Genomic DNA, 13,308 nt, shown 5'->3' on the forward strand with positions numbered 1-13,308 from the left:
ATGCGCGCATCCAATGCCTTTTCTCGTACAGTGTTACATTAATCTGTTTGTAAATCAGAAGCAGTTTCACCTTTTTTTGAGAGAACGTTCAAAACGACGACAAAGAGTACGAATGTAACTAAGGCTCCGATGAAACCGAAGACTGAAGACTCGGTGAAACCGATGACTAAATAACCGACTGCCGCAGTAACAGCACCGACTAGCGCATACGGTAACTGTGTCGTAACGTGATCGATGTGGTGGGATCCAGCCCCTGTCGAACTTAGGATTGTCGTATCGGAAATCGGTGAACAATGGTCACCGAAGACAGATCCAGCAAGAACAGCAGCAAGCGTCGGTAACAAGAGTGAGGCATCAACAGCCATGACGAGATCCGCACCGATTGGCAACATGATTCCGAATGTGCCCCAACTTGTTCCTGTTGAGAATGCCATCAAGCCGGCAATCAAGAATAATAAGAATGGCAAGTACGAAGCAGAAATCGAGTTGCTGACGAAGCTCGCGAGATAGTCACCGGTTTTCATATCACCGATGACAGCGATGATCGTCCAAGCGAATAACAGAATCACGACTGCTGGCCACATCGAACGCATACCAGCGACAATACTTGCACGGTAATCGCGGCCCGGAATTTTCCGACCGATAAGCATCAGGAAGGCAACGATCAAACTAATGACGACACCTGCGACGAGGGAACGGGTGACGTCCGTTGCCTCAAATGCACCGATTAAAGTAAACGGGCGGTTGTCGGCTGCAAGTGCCTGAGCACCTGTTCCGAGTAACGCACTGATCGTAGCAATGACGAGAACGACGATCGGAACGACGAGATCCCGGACTTTTCCGTTCGTATGTTCGTTGACCTCTTTTGCCATTCCCATCGGTGTTCCTTTTGACGCATCAAAAAGTTCACCATTCGCGGCACGGCGTTCATGCTGTTTCATCGGTCCAACAGAGACGCCAGAGTAAGCGATGTAAAGTGTTAAAAGTAATGCGAAAATCGCATAGAAGTTCATTGGAACGATCATCATAAAGGCACTAAACGCTGAGTAATCCGTAATCGAGTGCGTCGTTAAGATACCGGCGATGATAGAGATGATGAATGCGCCCCAACTCGAAAGCGGACTGATGACACAAACAGGCGCAGCTGTTGAGTCAATCAAATAGGCAAGCTTCGCACGTGAGACACCACGGCGATCCGTTAACGGACGACTGACGTTGCCGACAGCGAGACTATTGAAGTAATCATCGATGAAAATTAGGATACCGAGTCCGAAGGCAACTAAGCGTGCACCACGCGCTGTCTTGACGTGCGTAGAAGCCCATTCACCGAAAGCGCGAGCGCCACCTGATGTCTGAATCAATGTGGAAAGGACGCCGAGCAATAACAAGAAAACAAGTAATAAGACATTCCACTCGTTTAAGGCACCGTCCGCCCAAAAGAGGCTGAAGATGTTCTTGCCGAGATAGGTTACCGTATCGATCGGGTTAAAACGGTGAAGTAACAGGGCACCGACGAGAATGCCGACACCTAACGAAAGAACGACCTTTCGGGTAAAAATGGCTAATAAGATAGCTAGTAAAGCAGGTACAAGGGCAATAATGGAATCTGAATAGTTGATCATGAAAAATATCCTCCTCTTTAATAAATGGCTTAAAGATGAGACCCCGCGGCACAAAAAAAGCAAGGGCACCGGCAACAAAGCCGACACCCTCGCTGGATGCGTCTTTCTTAGCCGAATTGGAGCGCTCCATACAATTGTTATGTATGGCAATCGATCGGGTGTTTCCCGAATCGACCAACGACGATATGCTCGACACATACTGTCATTTCGGCGATGTCACCTTTCCTGTAGTCGTCTTCGTTGTCATCCTCGGACCAAGTACTGATTGAAATCGCGCCTCTACCTCATCGATAGAATAGTCATATTCTGTTCTTATGGACACTTTATCATGTATTTCAGAAGCGATTCAACCATATATTCTGATAATTTAAGATAAAGTTGTTTATTCAGCAAAATATTGAATGAGCTGTTTCATCAAATAGGCTTGGTTTTCCTCGAATTGTTTTTTTCGATGACCGTTCGCGCCAGATGGATGGGGGAATCCGGAAAGAAGCTGATGCTGTTCGATTCGTCCATCATGAATCAATCCACGGACTTGCGTCTCGACGACCCGACCGAGCGGAAGCAATAACGCTGGTTTTTGTAACTGATTGATCTCAGCGACGAAGTGTTCTTCCGCGTAGTGCCTTAATAAAGGGCTACGATTGATCTTCGGTTGATGACCCGAGTAATTCTTTTCGCGATAAAAGACGGGTTGCTTTAACAGTGACGTTGGATGCAATAATTTCTGATGTTGATGAAATAAGCTAGCCGTCGTCTCGATTCCGAGCAATGCTGGAAGCTCGAGTGTATCAAGCATCTGGACGAGATTACGTCGCATCGTTCCAGCAAAGCTTGCTGTATATTTGACGAGGCGTGCCGTCTCTTCTAATGAAACACCATGATGGAGGGCATCCGTCGCTTCTTCGAAAGCGATTCGCATCTGTTCAAAACCTGGTGTGATCCCGATGATGACGACTTTTGCTTCAGTATTGACATATTCGCCAATCGGAGAGTAATAGACGGTCAGCTCGTTCTCCTGTTGCAATAAAAAATCGTCCGTCCATAATTCATCACGTCGTAACGTACGATCGTCAGGTAAGCTACGAATGGCTTGTTCAAAAATAGTTAATGAATTCATGAAGGACCCTCTCTCTCTGTAATGGCACTATGATAACAAATAATACCATTTGTGACAATTCGACCCTTTCACTATTTGTGTATAGGTATATAAAAAAGGACTCGATACGAGTCCTTTTCGTGCATCATGCGCGTTCTTTGACCGAAGCGACTTCATATGTCAGAATCTCGCTGCCGAGCATTGGCGATTCTCCTGCCTCACTACTCGCAGGTCGACTATGTGACGCTTTGAAATCGTCACTCTCCCGCCACGCTTGAAAACTCTTCATATCTTCCCAGTACATGTTGACGTTCATTTCATCGTGTTCTTCGATGTTTTGCGTCAATAAGACCTCAACACGGATGAATCCGTCCATCGTATCAAGTCCACTTGGACGTGTAAAACGAGGAGCGAGAGCTGCAGCCATCCCTTTTTTGACTTTAATCCGGTTCGTAACGACGATCATCATAAAATCCCCTTTCAAAAAACGAGTAACGTACTTCTTCAGTATAGTACGATGAGGGAAAGAATGCCGGAAAGAAGGAACAAAAGACGATGAATGAACAGGAATATGATCAACGATTACGAATTGAGACCATTGAGATGCAACACCTTTATGGTGTGTTTAGTCACTACAATCGCTATGAACCGACGCCTTATGCGGCACTCAGCGAATTATGCGAAACCTATCCGTTTCAAAAAGAGGATACTGTCATCGATTTCGGGTGTGGGAAAGGGCGTTTAAACTTTTACTTACACGATCGTTTTGACTGTTCCGTCATCGGAATCGAGATGAACGGACAATTTTACGAGGACGCACTTCGGAATATGGCGAACTACCAAAGTCGACGGAAGCGGCGTTCCGGAAGTTTGCGATTCGAACAGACGTATGCCGAGCAGTATACCATTCCGGATGAGGCGAATAAGTTTTATTTCTTTAATCCATTCTCTTCACAAATTTTCATGAAAGTGATCGATCACATTTTAAGTTCGGTCGAACGTTCCCCGCGTTCGGTTGATCTCATCTTGTATTACCCGACCGATGAATATCGGGAGTACTTGGAGCGCCATACCGTATTCGAGCAAATCGATGAGATTCGATTACGAGACCTCTATGAAAAAAATCATGACGAGCGGTTCGTCATCTATCGCTTTGATCCGAACAAACTGCTTCAAAACGGGTATGAATACAGTGAGGAAAGAAATAAAAGATAGGGAGGTCGGATGATGATCCGTTTGGAGCATGTGACGAAGGAATTTGCGCCGGGGCGTGGGATATTCGATGTCAGTTTTACAGTTGATCCGGGTACGATATTCGGTTTCATCGGACCAAACGGATCTGGAAAATCAACGACACTCCGACATTTGATGGGACTACTGGCGGCGGATGGTGGAAAGGCGACGATCGGTGGTTTTGATTGCTGGAATCAAAGTAAAGAAGTGAAGAAATTGGTCGGTTATTTGCCAGGGGAGATTAGTTTACCTGGAGACATGACGGGAGCAGATATGCTGGATTTGATGCAACGACTACACGGTAGCGATCCGGCACGGCGACAACTGTTGTTGAAACGATTTCCTTTTGAGACGAAGACGAAAATCCGCAAGATGTCAAAAGGGATGAAACAAAAATTGGCACTTGTCGGTTGCTTCATGAAGGATGCACCCGTCTATCTACTTGATGAGCCGACCAGTGGACTCGATCCTTTGATGCAAGAGCGTTTTTTAGAGTGGATCGAACAGGAGAAGCATGCTGGAAAAGCGATTCTAATGAGTTCACACCATTTTCCGGAGATGGAAAAATCGTGCGATCGAGCGGCTTTAATCAAAACAGGGCGCATCATCGTCGAATCGGATATTCATGAGTTGGTTCGATCGAGTCGAAAGACGTACACGATCGTCTTCCGAACGGAGGTGGAAGCAGCACAGTTCGCGATGCAAGTCGGTGTTGAACCGAAGCGGACAGAAGTCAGTTTTCAAACGGATGAGACGCTGAGCTTGAATCAGGCGATCGCTTATTTAACGCAGTACGATGTACGGCTGATTCGTCCGTCAGCAGATGATTTAGAACAGGTCTTCTTGCATTATTATGGAGAGGAGGAATCGTCGTGATATTGCTGATCCGCTCTTTATTCAAGCAGGTTAGAAAGCCCGTGCTTGCTTATGCGATTGGAACGAGTCTCTACTTATTGATGCTTGCGTTGCTTTATCCATCGATGATGAAGACCGGTTTACTAGAAGCAAAACTAGAAGCGTTACCTCCAGAAGTCTTAAAAGCATTTCAATACGATAAGGTGACAGGGTTCGAGAATGTACTGGATCTGCTCGGGGGAAACTATTATGGACTGATTTTTCAAGTCATTGCGAGTCTATTCTTGCTCTCATTAGCAGCGCGACTCGTTGCGCGACCAATCGACAATGGAGAGCTGATCGTCTATCTCGCAGCCCCGATCACCCGGAATGCGTATACGTTTGCTGTTGCGATCGTCATGGGTATCGCAAGTATGGTTCTCGTAGGACTGAATGGACTTGTCTTGATGGTATCCGACTGGTGGATGACAGATATTTCGATCAATGACGTCATCTTATGGCGGATTCAACTCAATGCGCTATTGTTACTCTTCGCGATCGGTGCCTTTACGTTATTCGTTGCGACGTTATTTGACGAAGAACGTCGTGCTTTTTCGCTTGCTGGTAGTGTGCTTGTCCTATCGATCGTCTTGACGATTCTGTCGGAACTAAGTGACAAGACGGAGTGGCTCCGTTATCTATCCGTCTTCTCCTTATTCAATACGACGCAATTACTAGAAGGAACGGATCATTTTCTTCTTCATTCCATTCTTTTACTTGTCCTCTGTCTTGTGTTCTTGACTGGAGCAGTTGTTCAATTCGGACGTCGGAGTCTGTCGATTTGATCGAAAGTGGCGCAAAAACTTTACAGAAAGTGAACATTTAGGATTTGAACGTTGCGTCACGCGCTGATTTTTACTAAGATAAAGGAATGTTGTAGTTCTGGAAAAAGAAATGAGGTCTTTCGAAATGAATAAACCATCCATTTATGGATTAACGCTTGAGCAGATGACAGAATGGTTATCGAATCAAGGGCACAAACCATTCCGTGCCAAACAAGTATGGGATTGGCTCTACCGTAAACGTGTCACGACTTTCGCGGAAATGACGAATGTCAACAAGGATTGCCTTGAGTTGTTAGATCAGAGTTTTACGATTGACTCGATGACAGAAGCGGTCAAGCAAGAATCAGCAGACGGAACAATCAAGTTCCTTTTCAAATTATATGATGGCAACTTGATTGAAACGGTTTTGATGCGTCATAAATACGGTCTTTCTGTCTGTGTTACGACACAGGTCGGCTGTAACATCGGCTGTAGCTTCTGTGCAAGTGGTCTGATCAAGAAGAGCCGCGACTTGTCAGCAGGCGAAATCGTTGAGCAGATCATGAACGTTCAACATCACCTCGATGCAGTCGGTAACGAAGAACGTGTCAGCCACGTCGTCGTCATGGGTATCGGTGAACCGTTCGATAACTTCGACAACATGGTTGACTTCTTGAACGTCATCAAGGACCACAATGGTCTTGCGATCGGTGCACGTCACATCACGGTTTCAACAAGTGGTTTGGCAGACAAGATCTACAAGTTCGCTGACTTGAAACTCCAAGTCAACTTAGCCATCTCGCTTCACGCACCAAACAATGAATTGCGTACGCAAATCATGAAAATCAACCGGGCGATCCCGCTTGAGAAATTGATGCCAGCGATCGATTATTACGTTCAAACGACGAATCGTAAAATCACGATCGAGTACATCTTGCTTCGTGGCGTCAACGACCAAAAAGAACACGCAGTCGAACTCGCAAAACTGTTCGAAGACAAACGTCACCTGACGTATGTCAACTTGATTCCGTACAACCCAGTCGATGAGCACGGTCAATATCAGCGCAGTACGTCTGAAGATATCACGACGTTCTACGATACGTTGAAAAAGAACGGCTTGAACTGTGGTGTTCGTCTCGAGCACGGAACAGACATCGATGCGGCATGTGGTCAATTACGTAGTAAGCAAATCAAAAAAGATAAAGTAGCATCCAAATAATTCGTTGGGCTTCTCATCGTTTCGGTGGGAAGCTTTTTTTACGATAAGAAATGAGGACATTCTATGACACGTACACGATTCAATGATTTTAACTTAAGCACACCGATTCTCGATTCGATCGAGCAACTCGGTTATACGACACCAACCGAAGTCCAGCAATCCGTCATTCCGGTCGTACTATCTGGAAAAGATGTCATCGTCAAATCACGGACGGGAAGCGGAAAGACGGCATCCTTTGCGATTCCACTTTGTGAACTCGTCGAGTGGGAAGAAAACAAACCACAAGTCTTAGTCTTGACGCCAACACGTGAGCTCGCCTTGCAGGTCAAAGAAGATATCATGAACATCGGACGTTATAAGCGGATCAAAGCGACAGCTGTCTTCGGCAAGCAACCGTTCCGCGGGCAAGTCACGGAGCTCAAGCAAAAGACACACGTCGTCGTCGGAACACCGGGACGCGTACGCGATCATATCGAGCGGGGCACGTTATCGCTTGAGAAAGTCCGTTACGTCGTTTTAGATGAAGCGGACGAAATGCTGAACATGGGCTTCCTCGATCAAGTCGATGCCATCTTGTCTGAGTTACCGAAGGAGCGGATGACACTATTGTTCTCTGCGACCTTCCCAGAAGACATCGAACAGTTGAGTGACCGTTACATGGAGGCACCAAAACGGATCGAAGTGGGTGAAACCGTCGTCTCAACGATTACGCATAGCTATATTCCGGTGACGGATAAGACGAAGTTTGCCATTTTAAAAGATGTCCTGGTCGCTGAAAACCCGGATCGTTGCATGATCTTCTGTCGGACGAAAGAACACGTTGATTTCGTCGCGAATGGTCTACGCGCACATGACTATCCGGTTGAAGCGATCCATGGTGGGATGGAACAAGACGATCGACTCGATGCGATGAAAGCCTTCCGTGCCGGGAAGTTCCGGATTCTCGTTGCAACAGATGTCGCGGCACGCGGCATCGATATCGAGAACATCACGCATGTCATCCAGTATGATCTCCCTGTCGAACGAGAAAGCTATGTTCACCGGACCGGTCGAACGGGGCGGGCAGGAGCAGCAGGACAAGCAATCAGTCTCGTCACACCGGCAGACGAACGTCGCCTGAAGGAAATCGAGCAGTATCACGGGAAACTGACACGTCGCCAAGCACCGTCGGAAAAGGACTTGATGCGAACAGCGGATGCATTCGAAGAGAAGATGGCGACGGAAGATACGCGTTCTTCGAAAACGGAACAGCTTGATGCGGACATCATGAAATTGTTCTTTAACGGCGGGAAAAAGAAAAAACTCCGTGCCGTCGACTTCGTTGGAACGATTGCGAAGATTGAAGGCGTCACAGCAGACGACATCGGCATCATCTCGATTCAGGATACGTTGACGTATGTCGATATCCTCAACGGGAAAGGTCCGCTTGTCCTCCGGGCGATGAAGACGACGAAGGTCAAAGGGAAACAATTGAAAGTGTACGAAGCATTCAAGAAATAAGACAAGCCGGTCATTCTCCGCTTAAGCGAAGAGGGACCGGCTGTTTTGCGTCAAGGCATGTCCAAGATGGAGTCCGCTTGCGGCTGCTTGGGCAAGCGAGTGTGTAGCACCGGAACAATCACCGATCGCATAGACACCAGGACATGTCGTCTCAAACGTCTCTGACGTCTCAAGCATCGGTGCGTAAAACTTGCCATCTAGTCCATAAAGCAACGTATCTCCCGGAAGTTCCACTTCAAGGAGTTGCTCAAGGCGTTCTAAAAACCCTTCTAAGACGAGCAGGTCTTCTGCAGGCATTTCTGCATGCAAATTACCGGGAGACGCGGTTAGGGAAGGGACAATGGTGTTACGACTCAATCGATCGTGTGCCGTCGCTCGCGATGCTCGGAAATCACTGAGTCGCTGAACGAGAATGCGATCACCACCTTGGTTGATTCCGCCAATGATGCGTGCGGCATACGCATTCGCTTTCGCTAGTGTTGAAAAATACCGCGGGAGAAATAGCGTGAAGTTCAGATTTGTCGAGCCGTCTGCTGTCTCGTGGACATTTTGACCGTCCGGCATGACGAGTCCTTCTTGATATTTGCGGATGATCCGTCCACGCGGATTCATGCAATAGGTGACGGCTTGACCGTAAGGCGAGTCGTAACCGAGCTTCGTCTCGAACGTCTCCTGTAACAATGTCCGAAATAGTACCTCATCCGTCTCAATTCGCACCCCGAGATCGAGTCGGGTCCGCTGTGGGGTGATACCAAGCGTCGCTAACTGGTGCAACGTAAAGTCTGCACCAGAACGACCCGTCGCGAACACGATCCGTTGACTGACGAAGGTCTCGTCCGCTGTTTTGATCGTAAACGACTTCGACTTCGTGATCTGCTCGATTGTCGTTTCGAATCGGGCATCGAGACGCGGTAATAAGGCGTCCTCAAACGCCGTGAAGACAGCAGCTGTCCGTACTGTGCCTAAATGACGGACGGTCGTCTCGACCGAATGTAGACCGGCGCGACGGGCACGAGACGCTACAGTAGGGGAATGCGTGGAATAGGTCTCAACTGTACCTCCACCATATGTACATAAGAGATCATCGACTTTTTGGAACAGTCGTCGTGTCGTCTCTTCACCGATTTTTGAGACGAGTTCCCCGCCGAATCCCGTCGCATAATTGAACTTTCCTTCTGATTTGCCAAGCCCTGCGAATCCAAGATACGCATCTTCTGCTGTTCGTTCGCGAATCGGTTTTCCGGCATCGAGCAGTAGGACGCGTTGTCCGTCTTCAACAAGCTGATGGGCGAGGAAAATTCCTGCCACACCGGCTCCGATAATCGTCACATCATACATCACAGACGCCTCCTTTTCTTTGAGTATACAAAAAAGCCGGATTCCTGTGAAAGGAATCCGGACTAGGTGAGATCGCTTATTTCCACTCTGCGATGTCAGCGATTGGTAGACGAACTGATGGGTATCCTGCGTCGACTGCTTTACCGATTGAAAGCAGCATGACTGGAAGATAACGTTCTTTTTCAAGACCGAATGCTTCTGCGATTTGGTCTTTTTCGTAACCACCGATTGGGTTTGTATCGTAACCGTGTGCACGAGCAACGAGCATCAATTGCATCGAAACGAGACCTGAGTCAATCAAGATGCTATCACGTAATGTTTCAACGTCTTCTGGACGGTAGAAACCTTTGATGGCTGGTACTTGGCGATCACGTACTTCTTGTGGCATAAGACCTTTTTCAACAGCCATGTCGTAGATTGTCTCGATGCTATCGACCGCGTTCATGTCACCGAAGACAGCGATGACAGCAGAAGATGTCTCGACTTGAACTTGGTTGAATTTTGCGAGTGGTGCGAGTGTCGCTTTACCTTCTTCGCTATCGATGACGAGGAAACGCCATGGTTGCATGTTAACTGAAGAAGGTGCAAGTGTTGCTTCTTCGAGGATTTGTGTCATTTCTTCTTTTGAAATTTTTACGTTCGTGTCGTAGTTACGAATCGAGCGGCGTCCTTTGACGATTTCCATGAAGTCCGTTGTTGTTTGAGTAGTCATAATTATTCAATCTCCCTTGTGTGTTTTCTTTTTTTATAGTGTAAAAAACTTATTTCCAGTCTGCGATGTCGTTGATTGGTAGGCGAACTGATGGATATCCAGCGTCCACCGCTTTACCGATCGATAGCAACATGACCGGTACATAACGATCTTTTTCAAGACCGAATGCTTCCGCGATTTGATCTTTCTCGTAACCACCGATTGGGTTTGTATCATAACCGTGTGCACGAGCGACGAGCATCAATTGCATCGAGACGAGACCCGAGTCAATCAAGATGCTGTCTTTCAAGTCGTTTGCTGATACGCTGCTGTACATCCCTTGGATCGCTGGTACTTGGCGATCGCGTACTTCTTGTGGCATGAGCCCTTTTGCGACAGCTGTATCGTAGATGTTCTCGAGTTGATCAACAGCGTTCATGTCACCGAAGACGGCGATGACAGCAGAAGATGTCTCGACTTGGACTTGGTTGAATTTCGCGAGTGGTGCAAGTGTTGCTTTGCCTTCTTCGCTATCGATGACGAGGAAACGCCATGGTTGCATGTTGACAGAAGAAGGTGCGAGTGTTGCTTCTTCAAGAATTTGTGTCATTTCTTCTTTTGAGATCTTCACGTCTGTATCGTAGTTACGGATCGAACGGCGTCCTTTGACGATTTCCATGAAGTCTGTTTGAGTTTGCGTTGCCATATTAAATCGACTCCTCTTTTAATTTAGGTAACGTGTCGGCGTTCGCTTCGATGCGTTGAATCATCTCAGCTAACGTCCGTTGTTCTTCAGCAGAGAATCCTTCGAGTAGGTTCTCGAGGAACTCATCTTTTTGTTCGCGTAATCGTGCAATGCGCGTCGCCCCTTGTTCCGTTAAGGAAACAAGAATCACCCGATTGTCAGCGGCTGAACGCTCGCGAGCAATCATCCCTGTCGATTCCAGGTGTTTGAGGTGACGGGTCACCGCCGCGTGATCGACATTGACGCGTTTTTGCAATTCTTTTTGACTGATCGTTTGATCGACTTGTAGTTGAGCAAGTAGGTCCATTCGCGTCTGACTAAAACCATCCGTACAGAGATCGAATTTTTGAGCAATCGTCTTATTGACGGAGACGAGTGCATAGATCAAACGTCCTTTTTCGGTGCAGGAAATACTCAATCCATCACATCCTTCCCTTCGTTCGAAGAAACCTTTGACGTATCAAAGATTGATATGTAAACGAATATAACGTGTTTATTTTGATGGCGCAACTTATCTGCTTCTGACATAAAAAAAGATATCATTCACGCAGAATGATATCGAGTCAGGCGACTTAGCTAATTTGGCGTTTAGACGCTGGAATTCCTTTTGCATCGATCGCTGCAATGATCCGACGGAAATAGAACAACCAAAATTGTAGGAATGGTCCGATTAAGAAAATCGAGAGGATTGTACCGAAGAAAACAGGACCACCGAGCAACCAGCCAATGCCGCATGCCGTGACCTCCATGATCGTCCGCATCAGACGAATCGACGTTCCAAATCGCTCTGCAAGTGTCAGCGTTAACCCATCACGTGGACCAGCCCCGTATCCGACAGCGACATACAGACCAGCGCCCATCCCAATGATGAAGATACCGAAAATCAGCCAGAGCGTATTCAACCAGATCGATTCAAAAGAGGGTAAGAGATGAGAACCAAGCACAAGATTCATGAAGACACCAACGAAAATCGCGTTGACGAGCGTTCCGATTTGCGGTGTGACGCGGTCTAATGCGTACTTAACGAAAACGAGTAATAGACCAACAAGTAAGATGATCGTTCCGACGGATAGTGGCGTCTTCTTTTGGAGACCAAGATGCAATACATCCCACGTCGAGACACCGAGTTCAGCCGTGATCATCATCGATGAGCCAAGAGCGAGTAAAAATAAACCAAGCAGGAAGAGTCCCCACTTTAACGTAGCGCGTAACAACCAGGAAGCGCGATGACGCGTCATGTCTGGCACCTCATTTCTTAAAATAATTGATTCGTTAACTGTATCATGAGGAAAGTGGAAGAAGAAAGACGAAATTTTCCGTTTTTTCCATCTTAAGAAGGAGGGGAAGGAGGATTGAGACCCGTATACTGAAGAAAAAAGGAGATGACCGAATGAAAGCGATCCGGCACCTGATTCGTTTTACATATATAGAAGCCATCTGTTGCGTCTTTCCCGTGATGATTTTCGCAGCGCTTGCTCTTTCACGTTATCTTCCTACTGAAACGGTTGCTCGATATGATCTCTTGTTGCTATGGTGTATTCTCGTCCAAATCGTCTTACTCGTCACACGTTATGAAACGATGGAGGAATTCAAACTGATCTTATTGTTTCACGTCATCGGTCTAGCACTTGAACTGTTCAAAGTGAACGTCGGGTCTTGGAGTTATCCGGAAGAAGCTTTGACGAAAGTGGCTGGTGTTCCATTGTATGCAGGATTCATGTACGCAAGCGTCGCGAGTTATGTCTGCCAGGCTTTTCGGCGATTTCATTTACGATTCATAGCATTTCCTCCCCCGTGGTTTGCGATCAGCGTCGGTAGTCTCGTCTATCTCAACTTCTTCACCCACCACTGGATCTTCGATGCACGCTGGCTATTGATGGTTCTCGTCGTCCTCGTCTTCTATAAGTCATGGGTTCATTTTACGATCGAGCAGACGATTTATCGGATGCCGCTCGTCCTGTCCTTTTTACTGATCGCCTTTTTCATTTGGATCGCAGAGAATATCGTGACGTTTTTTAAAGGCTGGGTCTATCCGCATCAAGAAGGAGGCTGGGCAGTCGTTGATCTTGGAAAATTATCTTCTTGGTTCCTGCTTGTGATCATCACGGTTTTGATCGTCATCGTCGCGAAATATAAGCGTCAGGATCCGGCTGTGGAAATTCAGCAACGTACCTAAACAAAAAAATAACCTGGTTATTTTTTT

General features: G+C 47.0%; 14 protein-coding genes and 1 riboswitch. Of the genes, 6 read left to right on the forward strand and 8 right to left on the reverse strand.

Annotation, left to right across the window (positions count from 1 at the left end):
• Positions 1 to 38 precede the first annotated feature (38 nt).
• From B3G15_RS07475 to B3G15_RS07485, 3 genes are all read right to left on the reverse strand, one after another.
• Complete coding sequence (locus B3G15_RS07475) at positions 39 to 1,622, reverse strand: Na+/H+ antiporter NhaC family protein (protein ID WP_290719541.1); 1,584 nt, start codon at positions 1,620 to 1,622, stop codon at positions 39 to 41.
• A gap of 111 nt (positions 1,623 to 1,733) precedes the next feature.
• Positions 1,734 to 1,912, reverse strand: a riboswitch (Lysine riboswitch).
• A gap of 92 nt (positions 1,913 to 2,004) precedes the next feature.
• Positions 2,005 to 2,742 (reverse strand): hypothetical protein, encoded by a 738-nt coding sequence (locus tag B3G15_RS07480; RefSeq protein WP_064300741.1) that lies wholly within the window; start codon positions 2,740 to 2,742, stop codon positions 2,005 to 2,007.
• Positions 2,743 to 2,866: 124 nt separating this feature from the next.
• Entirely contained in the window at positions 2,867 to 3,187 is a 321-nt protein-coding gene (locus B3G15_RS07485) for a heme oxygenase (RefSeq protein ID WP_023469797.1), read from the reverse strand.
• A gap of 89 nt (positions 3,188 to 3,276) precedes the next feature.
• On the opposite strand from B3G15_RS07485, the gene B3G15_RS07490 reads away from it, so the two are divergent.
• The 5 genes from B3G15_RS07490 to B3G15_RS07510 all read left to right on the forward strand — a co-directional run bounded on the left by B3G15_RS07490 (position 3,277) and on the right by B3G15_RS07510 (position 8,331).
• Entirely contained in the window at positions 3,277 to 3,936 is a 660-nt protein-coding gene (locus tag B3G15_RS07490; RefSeq protein WP_290719548.1) for a methyltransferase, read from the forward strand.
• 12 nt (positions 3,937 to 3,948) lie between these two features.
• Entirely contained in the window at positions 3,949 to 4,830 is an 882-nt protein-coding gene (locus B3G15_RS07495) for an ABC transporter ATP-binding protein (RefSeq protein ID WP_064300738.1), read from the forward strand.
• Entirely contained in the window at positions 4,827 to 5,633 is an 807-nt protein-coding gene (locus B3G15_RS07500; RefSeq protein WP_064300737.1) for an ABC transporter permease subunit, read from the forward strand. The genes B3G15_RS07495 and B3G15_RS07500 overlap by 4 nt, the downstream gene beginning before the upstream one ends.
• A gap of 124 nt (positions 5,634 to 5,757) precedes the next feature.
• Complete coding sequence (gene rlmN, locus B3G15_RS07505; protein ID WP_023469793.1) at positions 5,758 to 6,831, forward strand: 23S rRNA (adenine(2503)-C(2))-methyltransferase RlmN; 1,074 nt, start codon at positions 5,758 to 5,760, stop codon at positions 6,829 to 6,831.
• Positions 6,832 to 6,894: 63 nt separating this feature from the next.
• Positions 6,895 to 8,331 carry a DEAD/DEAH box helicase gene (locus B3G15_RS07510; RefSeq protein WP_290719555.1) on the forward strand — a complete coding sequence of 479 codons (1,437 nt, stop codon included), beginning with the start codon at positions 6,895 to 6,897 and terminating at the stop codon, positions 8,329 to 8,331.
• Between the two features lie 21 nt (positions 8,332 to 8,352).
• Here B3G15_RS07510 and B3G15_RS07515 read toward each other — a convergent pair whose 3' ends face one another.
• From B3G15_RS07515 to B3G15_RS07535, 5 genes are all read right to left on the reverse strand, one after another.
• Positions 8,353 to 9,669, reverse strand: coding sequence for an NAD(P)/FAD-dependent oxidoreductase (locus B3G15_RS07515; protein ID WP_290719558.1), 1,317 nt, complete (start codon positions 9,667 to 9,669; stop codon positions 8,353 to 8,355).
• Positions 9,670 to 9,745: 76 nt separating this feature from the next.
• Positions 9,746 to 10,381: a nitroreductase family protein gene (locus B3G15_RS07520; protein WP_023469790.1), complete on the reverse strand. Its 636-nt coding sequence runs from the start codon at positions 10,379 to 10,381 to the stop codon at positions 9,746 to 9,748.
• A 49-nt stretch (positions 10,382 to 10,430) separates the two neighbouring features.
• On the reverse strand, positions 10,431 to 11,066 hold the full coding sequence (locus B3G15_RS07525; RefSeq protein ID WP_023469789.1) for a nitroreductase family protein: 636 nt from the start codon (positions 11,064 to 11,066) through the stop codon (positions 10,431 to 10,433).
• Position 11,067: 1 nt separating this feature from the next.
• Complete coding sequence (locus tag B3G15_RS07530) at positions 11,068 to 11,523, reverse strand: MarR family winged helix-turn-helix transcriptional regulator (RefSeq protein WP_023469788.1); 456 nt, start codon at positions 11,521 to 11,523, stop codon at positions 11,068 to 11,070.
• Between the two features lie 154 nt (positions 11,524 to 11,677).
• A complete protein-coding gene (locus B3G15_RS07535) occupies positions 11,678 to 12,343 on the reverse strand; it encodes a YczE/YyaS/YitT family protein (RefSeq protein ID WP_214748852.1) in 666 nt (221 codons plus the stop codon).
• 152 nt (positions 12,344 to 12,495) lie between these two features.
• On the opposite strand from B3G15_RS07535, the gene B3G15_RS07540 reads away from it, so the two are divergent.
• Positions 12,496 to 13,281: a DUF817 domain-containing protein gene (locus B3G15_RS07540; RefSeq protein ID WP_290719566.1), complete on the forward strand. Its 786-nt coding sequence runs from the start codon at positions 12,496 to 12,498 to the stop codon at positions 13,279 to 13,281.
• Positions 13,282 to 13,308: the final 27 nt, after the last annotated feature.

This window comes from Exiguobacterium sp. UBA1053, assembly GCF_002316465.1.
GTDB lineage: Bacteria > Bacillota > Bacilli > Exiguobacteriales > Exiguobacteriaceae > Exiguobacterium_A > Exiguobacterium_A abrahamii.